20 protein-coding genes are annotated in these 16108 nt (G+C 28.2%); 1 reads left to right on the top strand and 19 read right to left on the bottom strand.

From position 1 onward, the window contains the following. Positions 1 to 9: 9 nt before the first annotated feature. The 16 genes from spoIIIAE to dapF all read right to left on the bottom strand — a co-directional run bounded on the left by spoIIIAE (position 10) and on the right by dapF (position 11571). Positions 10 to 1164 (bottom strand): stage III sporulation protein AE, encoded by a 1155-nt coding sequence (gene spoIIIAE, locus BN2665_RS13805; RefSeq protein ID WP_055667684.1) that lies wholly within the window; start codon positions 1162 to 1164, stop codon positions 10 to 12. A gap of 10 nt (positions 1165 to 1174) precedes the next feature. Continuing rightward, positions 1175 to 1558, bottom strand: coding sequence for a stage III sporulation protein AD (gene spoIIIAD, locus BN2665_RS13800; RefSeq protein ID WP_055667683.1), 384 nt, complete (start codon positions 1556 to 1558; stop codon positions 1175 to 1177). An 8-nt stretch (positions 1559 to 1566) separates the two neighbouring features. Further along, entirely contained in the window at positions 1567 to 1764 is a 198-nt protein-coding gene (gene spoIIIAC, locus BN2665_RS13795; RefSeq protein ID WP_055667682.1) for a stage III sporulation protein AC, read from the bottom strand. Positions 1765 to 1778: 14 nt separating this feature from the next. Next, positions 1779 to 2297, bottom strand: a complete 519-nt coding sequence (gene spoIIIAB, locus BN2665_RS13790; protein WP_055667681.1) for a stage III sporulation protein SpoIIIAB — start codon at positions 2295 to 2297, stop codon at positions 1779 to 1781. Further along, the gene (gene spoIIIAA, locus BN2665_RS13785) at positions 2298 to 3215 is read right to left on the bottom strand and encodes a stage III sporulation protein AA (protein ID WP_195892699.1); all 918 of its coding nucleotides are present in this window, start codon (positions 3213 to 3215) and stop codon (positions 2298 to 2300) included. 181 nt (positions 3216 to 3396) lie between these two features. Further along, the gene (gene efp, locus BN2665_RS13780; RefSeq protein WP_055667679.1) at positions 3397 to 3954 is read right to left on the bottom strand and encodes an elongation factor P; all 558 of its coding nucleotides are present in this window, start codon (positions 3952 to 3954) and stop codon (positions 3397 to 3399) included. A gap of 64 nt (positions 3955 to 4018) precedes the next feature. Beyond that, positions 4019 to 4456: a type II 3-dehydroquinate dehydratase gene (gene aroQ, locus BN2665_RS13775; protein ID WP_055667678.1), complete on the bottom strand. Its 438-nt coding sequence runs from the start codon at positions 4454 to 4456 to the stop codon at positions 4019 to 4021. 104 nt (positions 4457 to 4560) lie between these two features. Further along, entirely contained in the window at positions 4561 to 5064 is a 504-nt protein-coding gene (locus BN2665_RS13770; RefSeq protein ID WP_055667677.1) for a shikimate kinase, read from the bottom strand. A 17-nt stretch (positions 5065 to 5081) separates the two neighbouring features. Then, positions 5082 to 5504: a hypothetical protein gene (locus BN2665_RS13765; RefSeq protein ID WP_055667676.1), complete on the bottom strand. Its 423-nt coding sequence runs from the start codon at positions 5502 to 5504 to the stop codon at positions 5082 to 5084. Continuing rightward, the gene (locus BN2665_RS13760; RefSeq protein ID WP_055667675.1) at positions 5462 to 5941 is read right to left on the bottom strand and encodes a type II secretion system protein; all 480 of its coding nucleotides are present in this window, start codon (positions 5939 to 5941) and stop codon (positions 5462 to 5464) included. Before BN2665_RS13760 ends, BN2665_RS13765 begins: the two co-directional genes overlap by 43 nt. A gap of 25 nt (positions 5942 to 5966) precedes the next feature. Further along, positions 5967 to 6422: a prepilin-type N-terminal cleavage/methylation domain-containing protein gene (locus BN2665_RS13755; RefSeq protein WP_055667674.1), complete on the bottom strand. Its 456-nt coding sequence runs from the start codon at positions 6420 to 6422 to the stop codon at positions 5967 to 5969. Next, entirely contained in the window at positions 6406 to 6843 is a 438-nt protein-coding gene (locus BN2665_RS13750) for a prepilin-type N-terminal cleavage/methylation domain-containing protein (RefSeq protein ID WP_055667673.1), read from the bottom strand. Before BN2665_RS13750 ends, BN2665_RS13755 begins: the two co-directional genes overlap by 17 nt. Before the next feature lie 17 nt (positions 6844 to 6860). Next, on the bottom strand, positions 6861 to 8051 hold the full coding sequence (locus tag BN2665_RS13745; protein WP_055667672.1) for a type II secretion system F family protein: 1191 nt from the start codon (positions 8049 to 8051) through the stop codon (positions 6861 to 6863). A gap of 4 nt (positions 8052 to 8055) precedes the next feature. Continuing rightward, positions 8056 to 9459: a GspE/PulE family protein gene (locus tag BN2665_RS13740; RefSeq protein WP_055667671.1), complete on the bottom strand. Its 1404-nt coding sequence runs from the start codon at positions 9457 to 9459 to the stop codon at positions 8056 to 8058. Positions 9460 to 9651: 192 nt separating this feature from the next. Further along, on the bottom strand, positions 9652 to 10731 hold the full coding sequence (locus BN2665_RS13735) for a hypothetical protein (protein ID WP_055667670.1): 1080 nt from the start codon (positions 10729 to 10731) through the stop codon (positions 9652 to 9654). A 21-nt stretch (positions 10732 to 10752) separates the two neighbouring features. After that, the gene (dapF, locus tag BN2665_RS13730) at positions 10753 to 11571 is read right to left on the bottom strand and encodes a diaminopimelate epimerase (RefSeq protein WP_055667669.1); all 819 of its coding nucleotides are present in this window, start codon (positions 11569 to 11571) and stop codon (positions 10753 to 10755) included. Between the two features lie 205 nt (positions 11572 to 11776). Between dapF and BN2665_RS13725 the strand changes: the two genes are divergently transcribed. Further along, complete coding sequence (locus BN2665_RS13725; protein WP_055667668.1) at positions 11777 to 13501, top strand: Rqc2 family fibronectin-binding protein; 1725 nt, start codon at positions 11777 to 11779, stop codon at positions 13499 to 13501. A 92-nt stretch (positions 13502 to 13593) separates the two neighbouring features. Here BN2665_RS13725 and BN2665_RS13720 read toward each other — a convergent pair whose 3' ends face one another. From BN2665_RS13720 to pyrR, 3 genes are read right to left on the bottom strand one after another with little or no spacing between them, the layout of a single operon-like run. Then, entirely contained in the window at positions 13594 to 14700 is a 1107-nt protein-coding gene (locus BN2665_RS13720; RefSeq protein ID WP_055667667.1) for a THUMP domain-containing class I SAM-dependent RNA methyltransferase, read from the bottom strand. A gap of 11 nt (positions 14701 to 14711) precedes the next feature. After that, on the bottom strand, positions 14712 to 15476 hold the full coding sequence (locus tag BN2665_RS13715) for an exodeoxyribonuclease III (RefSeq protein ID WP_055667666.1): 765 nt from the start codon (positions 15474 to 15476) through the stop codon (positions 14712 to 14714). Between the two features lie 23 nt (positions 15477 to 15499). Further along, a complete protein-coding gene (gene pyrR, locus BN2665_RS13710) occupies positions 15500 to 16036 on the bottom strand; it encodes a bifunctional pyr operon transcriptional regulator/uracil phosphoribosyltransferase PyrR (RefSeq protein WP_055667665.1) in 537 nt (178 codons plus the stop codon). Between the last annotated feature and the right edge of the window lie 72 nt (positions 16037 to 16108).

The raw sequence follows: 16108 nt of genomic DNA, 5'->3' as shown, positions 1-16108 counted from the left end.
CGTCCCCCTTTAAGCTCCAATAATAAATTTACCTGCTGTAGCCATTATTGAAATCATAATAAAAAACATCACAGACACACTTATAAGACAAGACATTATTAGAACTAAAGATTCCCCCACAGAAGATATACAATTTACAATCCTTCCATCACAAATAGGTTCAAGTAGAGCTGCTGTAAATTTATACAGCAAGGACATAATAAACACCTTAATAATAGGTATTATCACAATTATAATTATTATAAATAGCCCTAAGGAGCTTAATGCGTTTTTTAAGAGAAGAGAATATCCAGCTACAGTAGCCACCGCATCAGATAGAGCCTTACCCACGATAGGAATAAAATTGTCTATAGCAAATTTAGCTGTTTTAGCTGTCACTGCGTCTAGGGTATTGGTAGTCATGCCTCTTATAGTAAGAATTCCTATAAAAACTGTAACTAATATTCCCTGAATCCATAAAACTATTTGATTAACTAATTTAGTTAATTTTGATATTTTATAGTCTTCAGATATATTACTTGCGAACTGAAGCATAAATCCCATAAGAATCAGTGGTATAATTAAGTCCACATAAATTCTGGGACTTAGATTTACTGCAGCTAGTATTATAGGATCCATAGTAGCAGCTTGAGCTAATCCGCCTACTGTAACTAGAAGCATCATTAATACTGGCAATAAAGCTGCCATAAAATTTGTTAGATCTATTATTGTAGATTTTACTAAATCTACCCCTATCATAAAACTTTTGGATAATATAATTATCAGTAAAGCATAACAAGCGAAATACGCTATATTGGATAAACTTTCATTATTAAAGGCACTTTGTAAATTTTTCATAAGTGCACATATCACTGCTATAACCACTACTATTCCCATCATTTTCAAAGATATGAGAAGCTCTTTAAATACTATATTTAAAATATTTTTATAAAACTGACTTTTATTTAATTCACCTTGTCCATTTTTTATGAAATACTGTACATAATCTTTAGGATTCATATTATTTAATAGTTCAAATTCACCTTTCATATTTGTTATGTAATTATATAATGTCTCAATTTTTCCATCATCAATATCCTTAGTTTCTATAACTTCCTCTGCCATAGCAAATTTACCTGGCAGCAGACTTATTATTAAAAGGAGAATAATAATAAATTTTTTCATAGCTTTACACCTACATTATCTTTAAAATAGCTTCTAATACGGCCATTAAGATAGGTATTGCTAAAAATAGTATGAGTATCTTTCCAGAAAACTCAACCTTTGAGGCAATACTATTAGCTCCAGCATCCTTGCATATTTCACTACAGAAGGAGGCAATGTACGCTATGCCTATTATCTTAATAACTGTATTTAAATAAATAGTATCTATATTAGCTTTTACTGCCATGGTTTGCAAGAATACAAATATTGCATTTATCTTATTCAACATAAATAAGAAAATTAGCACTCCTGCTATAATACTAATATTTACCACTATATCTTCTCTGTTATTCTTAAAAAATAGTATTAAAAATAGAGAAATAAAGGCAAAGGATACAATTTTAAATATCTCCATAATGCCTCCTATAATTGAAACATAGTCTTTACCGAATCAAAAAGCTTGCTTATTAAAGTAATTACCATCAGTAAGATTATCACTACTCCTGCTATATTAGTGATAGCAGCTATATCATCTTTACCACTACTTTTTAAAACTTTATCTAAAATCACAAGTAGTATACCTGCTCCGCCTATCTTAAACAACAAGGAAATATCAAGCATAATAACCATCCTTTCTATATAAGAAATATTACAACCAGAGCTCCTATACAAAGACCTAAGTATCTGTATAGCTTAATATTATTTTGAGCTGTGATTTCTGAATCCTTTATTTGCATTGCAACTCTTTCTAATGTCATCTCAAAAATATTAATTTGAAAATTTCTATCTAAATCTCCAAGATTCTTTGAAAAATCTTTAATTATCTCTATATCTTCTTTAATTAAATAAAGGATATCTTTATAGTCCTCTAAAGATTTAACAGTGGCTTCAAACACACTATTACAGGTACCTTCTTCTAAATAGGATGAAATTCTAATGTATAATAGACTAAAAGGTTCTTTGCTTCTTTCCCCTATTTTTTTTAAAGCCTCTGGCAAAGGAGAATGTAGAAACATTATTTCATTTTTTAATTGGACTAGAGTTCTTTCTAATTCCTTTAATTCTAAACTTCTTTTCCTTAAAGATTCAGCATAAAAGAATCCTGTTAGAGTACATGCTATAAATATTAATAACAGACCAAATAATCTTAACATTTAAAGCCTCCATAAATATTTTTCAGACTTAAATTCATAGACACCTTCCAAGGTGCCTGTTCCCCTTCTATTGCTTAACACTAAAGCTAAATCAAAGAGTTCAAAGTCTATCATATTCTTATATATAACTTTATTTTTAAGGTCATCTATTCCAAATCCATGTATGGTAGCAATAATATTTACTCCTGAATTAATTGCGTGTAATATGCTCTTCATATCTTCCTCTGTTCCAATCTCATCACATATTATAACTTCAGGAGACATAGATCTTATTGCCATTATAATCCCATTACTTTTCTTACAATTATCATAAACATCCGTTCTAATACCCACATCTAGCTGTGGAACCCCTTCATAACATGCAGCTATTTCACTTCTTTCATCAATTACGCAAACCTTCCTACCTTTGACACTATTATTGATTCCATTAGATATATTTCTAGATAAATCTCTTATTATAGTTGTCTTGCCACACTTGGGAGGGGAAATTATGATTGCATTGTTGATTTTTTCGCTATTTACAATATAATTGATTATCTTATTAGAACAACCTATAAATTCTCTACTTATCCTAATATTAAGGGAAGATATATGTTTAATAGTCTTAATATTTTCTCCTTGAAAAACACAATCTCCTGAAATTCCAATTCTATGCCCTCCACGAAAGGTTAGATATCCTTGTTTTATCTCTTCTTCAAAGGCATAAATTGAATAGTTGCTTATTCTTTGCATTATGTGTTTTAGATCTTCCCTAGTTGCAATGTGAGCCTCCACTATTTCTTTACTACCTACTTGAAATATTAGAGGCTTGTCTACTTTTATTCTTATTTCTTGAAGCTCTTCTAGTTTAGATTGTTTTTCTAATAAACTTCTAATGTTCTGTGGTAAAATGGTTAATAAATCTTTAGTGTTCTTCATTTTTATATCTCCCTGAAAATAATTCAGAGATGTTTCACCTCCTTTTCTCTTATATAATTTTTATTTTAAAAGTTCATAAATTATTACTATAAATAAAAAAAACACATCTGTTTTTTAAAGATGTGTTTAAAAATATTTTATAAATCAAAAAGGTAAGCTAAGCTTACCTTTTTAAACATACTTATACTCTTTCCATGTATTCTCCAGTTCTTGTATCAATCCTAATAATGTCTCCTTCATTTACGAATAAAGGTACGTTTACAACAGCACCAGTTTCAACAGTAGCTGGTTTTAAAGTATTTGTTGCAGTATTTCCTTTAAATCCTGGGTCTGTTTGTGTAATCAATAATTCAACAAAGTTTGGAGCTTCAACAGAGAAAGCCTCTCCTTTATAGAATTTTATTATTGCAAACATGTTTTCTTTTAAGAATTTTATCGCCTCTTCAACCTTTTCATGGTTTAAAGGTATTTGTTCGAAAGTTTCTTGATCCATGAAATAATATAATTCTCCATCAGAATATAGGTATTGCATTTCTTTTCTCTCTATTACAGCTTCTTGAAGTTTTTCTGGTGGGTTGAAAGTTCTATCTGTAACTCCTCCAGATATAACGTTTCTTAATTTTGTTCTTACGAAAGCCGCTCCCTTTCCTGGTTTTACATGTAAAAAATCTATTACAGTAAACACTTGTCCATCTAATTCAAAAGTAGTGCCTTTTCTTAAATCTCCTGCTGATATCATTAAGTATCCCTCCAAAATAAATTAATTCATTTATATTATAACCCTTTCAGGTAAATTAATACCATTAGCTCTTTGAGTAAAAATCTATTAAGGCATTTATAGCCATTATATAAGAATAATGTCCAAATCCGCTAATTACACCTAGGCAACCTTCACCAGTGATAGTTTTTTTCCTATATTCCTCTCTACTATGAATATTAGATAGGTGCACTTCCACTACAGGTATATTAATGCCTCTAATGGCATCTAAAATGCCAATACTATAATGGGAATAGGCTCCAGGATTTATTACTATACCATTATATTTTTCTTCAGAATTTCCAATTTCAGAAATAATCTTACCCTCATCATTGCTTTGTATGAAATCTATAAAAGTATTTTTATTCTTAAAATAATTTTGAATTATTTCATTTATTTCATTCAATTTTAAACTTCCATAAATATTTTTTTCTCTCATACCTAGCCTATCTAAATTAGGTCCATTAATTACAAGTATCTTCATTTTAATAACATCCTATTTAATAATTATTTCCTTAACAATTTAACAATGATATTTTATCAAAAGTATTAAATATTTGCAATTAGTTTATATATTTTTCTTTCATTTTATGAAATCACCTTAATTATAGTTTCTACAATTTGACTACATACCAAATTATTACAATTTATAATAATATGAGCTTTTCTATATATATCTATTCTGTCTTCATACAATTTTATAAGCTTAGCCTCTACCCCGTCCTTTAAAAGAGGTCTTATTAAATCTTGCTTTTTTACTCTCTGAACAATATTACCAATATCTAAATCTAAAAATATAACAGTGCCCATTTGACGTAAACAGTGTAAATTATTATTATAAATTGGTGTGCCTCCGCCAGTGGAAATAACATATCCTTTTAAGCTTTTATAGAAATTCAATAATTCTGTTTCTTTTTTTCTAAAATAGGCTTCCCCACGAAGGCGAAAAATATCAGGAATTTTTATGCCTTCTTTTTCCTCAATGTAGTTATCCATATCTATAAAATCATACTCTATTTTCTCACTAAGCAATTTGCCAATAGTACTTTTACCTGAACCAGGCATTCCAATTAATATTATATTTTCTTTCATAAAACCACCCGTAAATATCAAGAATATTCAATAAAAAATTTAATAAATCTTAGCTCATCATTAGAGCTTTTTATCAAATAAAGCTCCTCTACATAATCTCTATCATGAGGATATTTTACTCTAATATATTTAACACTAGAATCATAAATTAAGGTCACTTTATCTCTTTGCATACTAACCTTATCATTTTGAAGAAGATGATCTCTCTCTTTAATATCCATAGAAGTTAAAGTATCATAAAAAGAGGTTAGTATTATTACTACATCTTTTTTATAACTATTTTCTTTTATTATACCATACTTTAACAATCTAGATTGTTTTAATGTCATATTAATCAAAGATACTTCAAAAACTAGTATATCAATAACTATAAGCATTATAACTAAAGATATTAAGCTTATGTTTCCCTTACGCTTATTAAATTTAAGTTTTCTATACATTTACTAATTATAACTCCTTTTTTCGAAGTAAGTGCTATAAGAATCAAATTATCTTTTCTATATACTTGAAATTTTTCAATATTATTAGCTATAAGGTTGGAAGCCTGAAAAGTGTTTCCTCTATAATATTCAATTATCAATTTATCCCCATTTAATCTAATAACCTCATAACTAGAATTAGTTAAACTTAAATTCTTATCATATTTCTTTAATCGCATTGAATCATTATAAACCTCAGCGTATGTATTAGCTTCTTTAATTTTGCCTTCTAGAAAAATCCATATTTCATCGATATGAGCTCTATGAGAATTTAATTTTATATTATTTTTATAGTCTTTATAAAAATAAATAAAAATACTAAAGGCGCAATCTAAAACTACAATTAATAAGGATATATAAATTATTACCTCAATTAAGGTAAAGCCTTTTTTCTTCAAAGATAAAACTCCTTTTTTAAAATTACTATTTATACTTGCCTATAAAAATTTTTTTATTTAGTTCGCTCCCTCCCTTAAGCTTTGGTAGCTTGAGAGTTAAATTCACTGTCAATATCTCTGCTTCTTCTATCACTATTTGAATTGAATCTTTATTTACATCAGAAATTTCTTTGTTAAAAAAATTTAATATGGTATTAGATTTAATACCATCTATATTAATTAAATTTATATCTAAATAATAATTTTCTCCCCTGTTAAGCTTATTAAAGGCCTCATAGTTACAATTATTATCCAAGTAATTTATTATCATACTAAATTTATTTAATGCTTCTATATATTTATCATTAGTATTACTTTGAATTGAATTATATTGCTTTAAAAATAATATGGTACAAAGGAGTATTGATATAATAGATAAGGAAATTATTATTTCTATTAAAGAAAAGCCTTTTTTATTTTTGTACTTAAGGTTTGATTTCAACATTAGCACTCCCTACGGCAATAGTTATTTTGTGTAGCTTACCTTCTAAATCCTTATATTGTATAGTACAAGCATCATTAGTAAAACCCTTTTTGTCAAAATAAATAAAATTTTTATTTACGTAATCTAGCTTATTTCCATTAGTCAAATATAATTTTTCCTGAGTTTTATTATTAGCCACGAAATACATATAGTTTTCTGAAAAATTAAAAGCTATGTAACCAATGTTTTCATTAGTGACACAATAAAGTCTTGAGTTATTAATAAAATTATGAATAGATAAGTTATTAACTTCTATACTACAATTGTTCTTTAACTTAATAAAGGTTTTAATTGGTATATAGAAAATTGCCGAGATTACTGAGATTAAGGATAAACATATCAATACCTCTATCAACGAAAAACCTTTTTTATTTTTCAAAGCTTAAACTCCTTTTCTTAATAATTAAAAGAAGACAAAGAATCAAAAACGGGTGAAAGGATTACTAAAAAAATACTAAGCACAAAAATACCTAATAAAATCATTATAAAGGGATGTACTAATTCAGATATGGTTTTTAGCTTTTTATAATACTTTTTTTGCAATATATCCTTTAAACTTATCATCATATGATCTAATTTTCCGCTTTTCTCCCCTATGGTTACCATGGAAACTACCATTTTATTAAAACCTCCTAATATCAAAAGAGCTTCAGATAAGCTAATGCCATTATTTATCAATTCAATTAGCAGACTAATATTCTGTTTATAAAACTTATTTTTATTGCTATCTTCAATTAAAGTTAAGGCTTTGGATATATTAATTCCGCTATTTAATAAAATACTAAAAGACTCAATAAAATTAATTTGAAATAATTCAAAAAAATATTTTTTCATTATAGGCATCTTATAGAATATATTCCATCGCTTATGTGCCCTTGCTACTAAAATTGTAAATAACAAAAATAAAGTCAAAATACTAGGCAAAATAATTAAAAAGTTATTACTTAAAAAAGTAGAAAGGCTTATCAGTTTCAAAGTATACCAAGGAATTTCTGCATTTAGCCCTTCGAACAAAGATATAAATTGAGGAATTACATTTAATATAATATAAGTAGCTACAAAAAATGTAACAATTATAACCAATATAGGATATGTTAGGCTTTGCTTGATTTTACTTTGAAAATCTATTTTCCTCTCATAATACTTACCAAGGTTATATAGTACAGAATCTATATTGCCACTTTCTTCTCCTAACTTTATAGAAGTAATAAAGAAACTTGAATACTCATAATTATTTTTTAAAAAGGCCTCACTTAAGGAATATCCCTTTCTTAAATTATCATTGACAGCTTTTAAAGATTTTTTTAGTTTTAAACTATCACATTGGTCATAAATAATATTAATACATTCCTTAATAGGTACGCCTACTTTATATAGAGTAGCAAAATCTTTACAAAATAGCATTAAATCCTTTATACCAACCTTATATAAAGTTTTTAAGAATATATTTCCGGATATACTTATATATCTTACAATCTTTAGGTTTTTCTCTTCTAATTCATTTAAAAGCTCAGCTAAATCACCTTTATAAAATGCTCTTCGCTTTTTACCCTCACCATCTATAAAAACAAAAAATATATACTTCATTTTATTAAATCTCTCCATATATTTGATTTTTATATTTTATATACTCTTCTAAGGAAGTAGTTCCACTAACAACTAACTTTTTACAACAGCTTACGATAGAATTATCTAAAAAAACCTTTAACTGTTCTCTAATTTTATAAATGCCTTCTCCTTCAATTAATATTTCTTTAATCTTACTATTAAAATGAATAACTTCGTTAATACTTGTTCTTCCACTGTAGCCACTGCCGTTGCAATAAATGCACCCCTTAGGTTTATATAAAACTAAATTCTGCGCTTCAGGGAGATAAAGAAGTTGCTTTTCTTCCTTGTTAGCATTGTATGTTACTTTACAATTATTGCATAGCTTTTTAACTAGTCTTTGACATACAATCCCAGTCAAGGCCTCTACTATCAAATGCCTATCAATACCTAGATCCATAAGTCTTAATATTACTCCCATAGCGTCGTTAGTATGGATAGTAGACAGTATTTTATGCCCTGTTACCGATGCTCTGATTGCTATTTCAGCTGTATCTCTATCTCTTATCTCTCCTATGATAACTACATCAGGATCTTGTCTAAGCACACTTCTTAGCCCAGCTGAGAAGGTCAAACCAGCTTTCATATTTATATTTATTTGATTTATACCATTAATTTTGTATTCTACTGGGTCCTCAATAGTACTTATGTTAAGCTTTGATATATCTAGTTCATTAATTAATGAATACATTGTAGTGGTTTTTCCGCTGCCTGTAGGCCCTGCTATTATAATCAATCCGTTGCTACTATTTAAAATATTTTTCAATAATTCAACCTGATTCGTACTAAAACCTAACTCTATCATATTATTTATCTTATAGTCTTTGTATAGTATTCTAAGTGCTAGTTTTTCCCCATTAATAGTAGGTATAGAAGATATTCTTAAATCATATTTTTTATTATCTAAGCTATAAATTATTTGACCATCTTGAGGCAATCTTTTTTCTGTTATATCCATACCTGCCATATACTTAATTTTGGAACATAAATTAGTATATTCATTAAGCTCAAGGTTTTTATAATCAGATAAATCTCCATCTATTCTCAATCTAATAAGAGCGCTATCATTAAAAGGCTCAATGTGAATATCTGTAGCCTTAAGATTTACTGCATTTTTAATTAGAAGATCATAGCTATTTAATGCAAAGTGTATATCTTCTGATAACGAGGTGTCTTTACCACTATGTTCACTAATGAGCCTAGATAACTTATCCTCAGAAACTATCATAGGAATTATATTGGAATTGTAAATCATTCTTAATTTTTCAATATCTAATTTTGAATGCTTTTCAGTCATAGCTACATAAATGTTATTATTATCCTTCTTGAAAGGAAATAACTTAAATTTACTTATTATCTCCTTCTGCAATAAATTTAAATTCTCCAAATGTAATCACCTCGTATAATAATATTGTTATAATTTTTGACTTTTTTTCCAAATAATAATCAATGTATTATGCTAAAAGCAGTAACAAATATAAGATTTTTAATGTGATTAAATATAATAAAACACTATGAAATTCGTTAAGTTTACATGAATTTCATAGTGTTTTATTTTCCGCACTCTCATGGATTAAGCTTAATTTATTGCTTTATAAAGGTGGTAGTAACTTAAATCATCAATAATAAGATTTATGGAGTTATTTTCTCGATTAATCATGTATACATTTGAGTTAAAATCAGCATCTATGTCTAAAAAATATAAATTTCCTTTTTCATCTGTAGTGAGACCGCCTTTTTCATGGACTTTTTTAGGAAAATCATAAATCAATCTTTTAATTTTTCCTAAAGAATTAATATTAAAAATTGATATTACATTATTTACATCCTTAGCTAAAATGAAAATATCATCTTTAAAAAATGTCATATCATATATGGTATCAATAGAATCATTTAGAATGGTATATTCCTTTGAAGCTAAATTATATTTTATTAATTGGCTCTTTTTCTCGTTTACTCGTAGAAGAATAATTAACTCATCACTATTTACAAAGTCCATAAAAGTAATATTACCTTTAAAGCTTTTTTCTTCATATTCTTCATTCTTTTCAAAATCAAATTTATATAATGCAGCTTTTTTTAAATTGTTTTCAGTCTTTACTCCATAATAAATCAAAGTATTTTCACCGTGCCATTTGAATAAATTTCCTGAAATCAAAGTATCAATAGGTATTTCTTTATATTTATTTTTATCTATATCAAATATCCTAGGTTTATCTTCAAAACTTAAATAATCGTCCTTAGCATAAGCTCTAAAAGCTACAGCTGTTCCTTTTGGACTCATAGTAATATCCGAAGCTGAGTAAAAATCATCTAATTCAATAGATTTATTGTTTGTGGTAATGCTTATATAACTATTGCTTAAACTTTGTCCTGTACTTTTTATAAATTGGTACAAATAAACATTATCTTTAATACTATATTTAAAGTTAGCTATGGGCTTAAGAGAATCAATATAATCCTTTTTCCCATTTATCAACTTAAATTCCTCTATTAACTTTGAAGAACTATTTTTCATCAATGTAACTTTAGAATAGGATTTTGTATTATTTACTTCTAATTCTTTATTTGTCTCTATTTCTTTTTTTGTACAGGAAGTAGTCATAAATAAAATTAAACTCATCATGAAACATAGTAATAATTTCTTCTTTATGAACATAATTAACTTCCTCTGCACTATTTATTTTAAAATACCGTCAAATACAAAAGTAGCATTTCCAATCATAAACACTTCATCTCCTACTATCTTTACTTTAAGATGACCTCCCTTAATATATACATTAATTTCATTCTCTATTAATCCCAATCTATAGGCTGCAAAAGCGGAAGCACAGTTTCCAGTACCACAAGCTAAAGTTGGTCCGGCCCCTCTCTCCCAAGTCATTACTTTGATATTGTTTTTATCAATAACCTCACAAAAGTCCACATTAGTACCTTTTGGAAAAAGCTCATGCTTTTCTAAATAACGGCCTTCTTCTATTTGAAAATCATGAAGTTTACCAAAAACTACTGTATGAGGTACACCTAAATGCAAAGATGTGATTGTATATTCCTTGCTATTTGCTGTAATGACTTCATTAATAATAGGTTTATTCAGTAATGCTGGTATGGAATTAGGATCAAAGGAGGGAATTCCCATGTCAACTACAATACTGTCTACTTCTTCATCTTTTATAGATATAGCTACTTCTTTTATACCGTCTCCAGTAAGAATTTTAAGTGGATTTTTTACAGAGATACCTCTTTCAAAAACATACTTTACAAAGCATCTTAATCCATTTCCACACATAGAGGCATAGGAGCCATCTGAATTAATTATCACCATCTCCGCGTCTGCTTTCTCAGTTTTTCTTACTAAAATAATTCCATCAGCACCAATTCCAAAATTTCTATTACATAATTTTTTAGCTAAATCTTCTTGTTCACTAGCTAATAAACCATGAAAGTCTTCAATCATAATAAAATCATTACCATTACCATGCATTTTGCTAAACCTCATGTCAAACACTTCCTTTTAAGTTATTTAATATATTATATTTAAATATTTATTATTCTTATAAAAAGTTCTGTTAACTATATTATATAATACGCGAAAAAATAATAAATAGATTTTTAAATTTTATATTAATTATTGGTATAATATATATATATATTTTATTCTATGTTAAAATTAATAAGAAAAATCTAGAAAGGATGACGTTTTTATGGCTTTAGATGGAGTATTTTTAAGTAAGATAGTAAAAGAGCTTAAAGCTTGTTTTATAAATAGTAGAATAGATAAGGTAAATCAACCTGAAAAGGACGAAATTATTATAACCTTTAGAAGTTTTAATGAAAATAAGAAATTATTAATAAGTGCCAGTGCTAACTACCCAAGAATACATATTACTAATCATAATAAAACCAATCCCCTTCAACCGCCTATGTTTTGCATGCTGCTTAGAAAATATTTAATAGGTTCAAAGGTTAAGGATATAGAGCAGATAGATAATGACAGAATAATAAAGATATCCTTTGAGGTTCAAGATGAGTTAGGTTTTAATAGTATTTACAATTTAATTATTGAAATTATGGGAAGACACAGCAATATCTCTTTGGTTAGGGATAGAGATCATATAATTATGGATAGTATTAAACATGTCAGTGCAGATATGAATAGCTATAGACTACTACTTCCTGGAGTAAAATATATCTATCCACCAAAATCCTCTAAACTTAACCCTTTTAACAATAACTTTAATGATCTGCTAACATTAGTAAGAGAAAAAGATATTAAAGTAGATAAATTCATTTTTTCAAATACCTATACAGGAGTTAGTAGTCTGCTATCTAAAGATATGTTCATTAGATTATCCGATGAATTTAATATTGGAGATATAACCTATGAAGAAATCTTTAATTTTACTAATAACTTCTTTTTAAAATTATCAGAAGAAAAAACTTTTCTTTGTTACTATCATAAAGATGAAATTAAAGAGTTTTATTGCATTGAGTTAAAAGCTTTTGAAGAATTTGAAAAATCAATATTTAAAGATGCTTCTTCATTATTAGATGAATTTTATTATAAAAAGGATAAGCAAGATAGGATTTATGGAAGAACTGCTGATATCCATAAAATATTACAAAATAACATTGATAGGTGTTTAAAAAAGATTTCAATTTTAGAAAATTCTTTAGAGGAATGTAAAGAAAAGGAATCCTATAGAATAAAGGGAGAATTATTAACTGCTAATATTTATAATGTAAAAAAAGGTATGAAAAGTATTGAAGTACAGGATTATTATAGCGAAAAGGAACAGTGGGTTAATATTGAACTAGACGAAAACTTAACTCCTTCTGCAAATATTCAATATTACTATAAAAAATATACTAAATTCAAGAAGGCTGAAGAAGTAGCTTTTGAACAATTAGAAAACGCCCGTGAGGAGCTTCACTATCTTCAATCCGTTTTAACTAGTATAAATAATATAGATAAATATGAGGAAATCCAAGAGATTAGATCTGAGCTTATTGAAAGTGGATATATTAAACATAGAAAAAAAGAGAAATCTAATAATAAATCCTCTAAGCCACTTCATTTTCTTTCTTCAGAAGGAGCAGATATATATGTAGGAAAAAATAATATGCAAAATGATTTTTTAACCTTAAAGTTTGGTGAGAAGAACGATATTTGGCTACATACTAAAAATATTCCTGGATCTCATGTTATAATTAAAGCAAAAAATTACACTGAAAGAACCTTAGAGGAAGCTGCTATATTAGCAGCATACTATAGTAAAGCTCAAAACTCTTCTAAAGTTCCAGTAGACTACACAGAAATAAAAAATGTAAAAAAACCCTCTGGTGCTAAGCCCGGTATGGTAATTTATTATACTAATAGAACTATTTTAGTGACTCCCTATGACTTAAAGCTTAAAAAAGTTGAATAGATATGATTAAACAAAGGTGATTATAAGCTATATATTCAAGAGAGCATAAAGGAATTGATAATGTTCCTTCATGCTCTCTTATTATGTAACTATTACAGATATTGATAATAATAACATTGAATTTTTCCGTTATAAAGCTTTCTATTCTTATCCGCTTTTTTTCCAAATACCTTTTCAAAGTTATTATAGGAAGTTAATATGTAAAGCTTCCAACTTGGCATATGTTGCTTTAACTCTCCAAGCTTTTTGTAAAGATTTATTACAGATTCCTCATCCCCTATTCTCTCTCCATAGGGCGGATTAGTAATCACATAACAGTAAGGCTTTTTAGAACTAAAATTATTGAAATCCATTCTATGAAATTCTATATACTTAGATATACCTGCCTTTTCGGCATTTTGCCTAGCTACTCTTAATACCTTATCATCAACGTCATATCCTAAAAACTTTAACGGAGATGTTTTTATGCTATTTCTCGCACTGCTTCTAACTTGTTCAAAATTGTCTGGATCCATAATAGGCCAATCTTCACATACGAATCTTCTATTTAATCCAGGTGCTATATTTTGAGCTATTAGACAAGCTTCTATTAATATAGTTCCTGAACCACAAAAAGGATCAACTAAGGTGTTTTCAGCGCTCCAATCGCTCACTAGAACAAGGGCTGCCGCCAGAGTTTCCTTAAGAGGTGCAGCACCTGCAAACTCTCTATATCCCCTTTTATGTAAACCTGGTCCTGTAGTATCTAATGTTAGAGTAGCTATATCTTTTAGTAAACCAATTTCTACTTTGTAGGTTGGTCCATCTTCCGGAAACCATTCAACCTTATAGCTGCTTTTCATACTTTCTACAATAGCTTTTTTCACTATAGATTGACAGTCAGGCACACTATATAATTTAGACTTAATTGACTTACCAACTACATGGATTTTACCATTAGAAGGTATTATATTAGCCCAGTTAATAGCCTTTGTTCCTTGAAATAAATCTTCAAAAGTCTCTGCTTTAAACTCACCTAGACTGATTAGAATTCTATCTGCAGTTCTAAGCCAAGTATTGCATATAGCAATATCTAATTCATCGCCTTCAAAGGTTACTTTCCCATTGTCAATCTTCAAATCATCATAACCTAGTTTTTTTAGTTCCTTTGCTGTTATTGCTTCTATACCAAAAGTTGTTGTTGCGATTAATGTGAACATGTTTTTTCTCCTTAAAAATTTAGTTCAATAAGTATTGGGCAGTGATCTGACCCCATAACTTCCGTTAAGATGTCGGCCTTTCCTACGAATGGTAATAAATTATTAGAAACAAAATGATAATCTATTCTCCACCCTGTATTTCTCTCTCTTGCTTTAAACATATAACTCCACCAACTATATTTAATGATATCAGGATTTATATGCCTAAAAGTATCCGTGTATCCATTGCCAATAAGTTTAGTTAACCACTCTCTTTCTATAGGCAAAAATCCAGAGGTCTTTTCATTAGCCTTAGCATTCTTTATATCAATTTCCTTATGCGCTGTATTATAATCCCCACATATTACAAGCTTTTTTCCTTGGCTTACAAGATTATTACAATAATCTAAGGTTGCATCATAAAAATCAAGCTTAAATTTTAATCTATCTTCATTCATTTGTCCATTAGGAAAATATATATTAATTAAGGTAAAATCCTTATAATCTGCTCTAAGTATTCTTCCTTCAGTATCAAAGGATTCTAAGCCAAAGCCTTTATATATTGCTTCTGGCTCATGCTTGGTATAAATCGCCACTCCACTATAGCCTTTTTTCTCGGCAAAGCTAAAATAAGATTTATAGCCAGCAATATTAATTATCTCTTCTGTTAGTTGATTTTCTTGAAGCTTAGTTTCCTGTAAGCAGAGAATGTCTGGATTTTCAGAAGTTACCCAATCTATAAAGCCTTTTTTCATTATTGCTCTAATTCCATTTACATTCCATGATATTATTTTCATATTCTTCACCCCAAAGTATTGATTTAGGTCTCATATATTTTTACTGAATCTTCTTCATCATACTCAACAATTTGAACTGCAATTATCTCTTCTTTTGATGTTGGTATGTTCTTGCCTACATAATCTGCTCTAATAGGTAATTCTCGATGGCCTCTATCAATTAGCACCGCTAATTGTATGCATTTTGGTCTACCTACATTGATAATAGCCTCTATAGCAGCCCTTACGGTTCTGCCAGTATAAAGTACATCATCTACCAATATAACCTTTTTATTTCTTACATCTACCCCTAAATTTTTATCGTTTAGCCTTGGAGTATCAGAAGCGTAAGTTAAATCATCTCTATACAATGTAATATCAACACTTCCTACAGACAAATCAATTCCTTCAAATTTTTTAATATTTTCTGCTAATCTATTTGCTAAGGGATATCCTCTTCTTTTTATTCCAATTAAAACTATATCTTCTATGCCTTTATTTTTTTCTATAATCTCATGAGAAATTCTTATTAAGCTTCTTCTTATGGCATCTTCATCAAGTAGAGTTGACTTGTAATTCATAAATACTCTCCCTCCAAAATTTAAAATTAAAAGCGCCCTATCAAACATTAAAGATAAGCGCTTTACAAAACT

It is taken from the genome of Desnuesiella massiliensis (genome assembly GCF_001403615.1).
GTDB lineage: Bacteria > Bacillota > Clostridia > Clostridiales > Clostridiaceae > Desnuesiella > Desnuesiella massiliensis.
Note: the sequence above shows the minus strand (reverse complement) of the source record. Positions and strands in the feature narration are given on the sequence as shown.

Bases quoted from the DNA above. Each gene is read 5' to 3' on its own strand.
- spoIIIAE (WP_055667684.1), bottom strand. From the start codon at position 1,164: ATGAAAAAATTTATTATTATTCTCCTTTTAATAATAAGTCTGCTGCCA.
- spoIIIAD (WP_055667683.1), bottom strand. From the start codon at position 1,558: ATGGAGATATTTAAAATTGTATCCTTTGCCTTTATTTCTCTATTTTTA.
- spoIIIAC (WP_055667682.1), bottom strand. From the start codon at position 1,764: ATGCTTGATATTTCCTTGTTGTTTAAGATAGGCGGAGCAGGTATACTA.
- spoIIIAB (WP_055667681.1), bottom strand. From the start codon at position 2,297: ATGTTAAGATTATTTGGTCTGTTATTAATATTTATAGCATGTACTCTA.
- spoIIIAA (WP_195892699.1), bottom strand. From the start codon at position 3,215: ATGAAGAACACTAAAGATTTATTAACCATTTTACCACAGAACATTAGA.
- efp (WP_055667679.1), bottom strand. From the start codon at position 3,954: ATGATATCAGCAGGAGATTTAAGAAAAGGCACTACTTTTGAATTAGAT.
- aroQ (WP_055667678.1), bottom strand. From the start codon at position 4,456: ATGAAGATACTTGTAATTAATGGACCTAATTTAGATAGGCTAGGTATG.
- BN2665_RS13770 (WP_055667677.1), bottom strand. From the start codon at position 5,064: ATGAAAGAAAATATAATATTAATTGGAATGCCTGGTTCAGGTAAAAGT.
- BN2665_RS13765 (WP_055667676.1), bottom strand. From the start codon at position 5,504: ATGTATAGAAAACTTAAATTTAATAAGCGTAAGGGAAACATAAGCTTA.
- BN2665_RS13745 (WP_055667672.1), bottom strand. From the start codon at position 8,051: ATGAAGTATATATTTTTTGTTTTTATAGATGGTGAGGGTAAAAAGCGA.
- BN2665_RS13735 (WP_055667670.1), bottom strand. From the start codon at position 10,731: ATGTTCATAAAGAAGAAATTATTACTATGTTTCATGATGAGTTTAATT.
- dapF (WP_055667669.1), bottom strand. From the start codon at position 11,571: ATGAGGTTTAGCAAAATGCATGGTAATGGTAATGATTTTATTATGATT.
- BN2665_RS13725 (WP_055667668.1), top strand. From the start codon at position 11,777: ATGGCTTTAGATGGAGTATTTTTAAGTAAGATAGTAAAAGAGCTTAAA.
- BN2665_RS13720 (WP_055667667.1), bottom strand. From the start codon at position 14,700: ATGTTCACATTAATCGCAACAACAACTTTTGGTATAGAAGCAATAACA.
- BN2665_RS13715 (WP_055667666.1), bottom strand. From the start codon at position 15,476: ATGAAAATAATATCATGGAATGTAAATGGAATTAGAGCAATAATGAAA.
- pyrR (WP_055667665.1), bottom strand. From the start codon at position 16,036: ATGAATTACAAGTCAACTCTACTTGATGAAGATGCCATAAGAAGAAGC.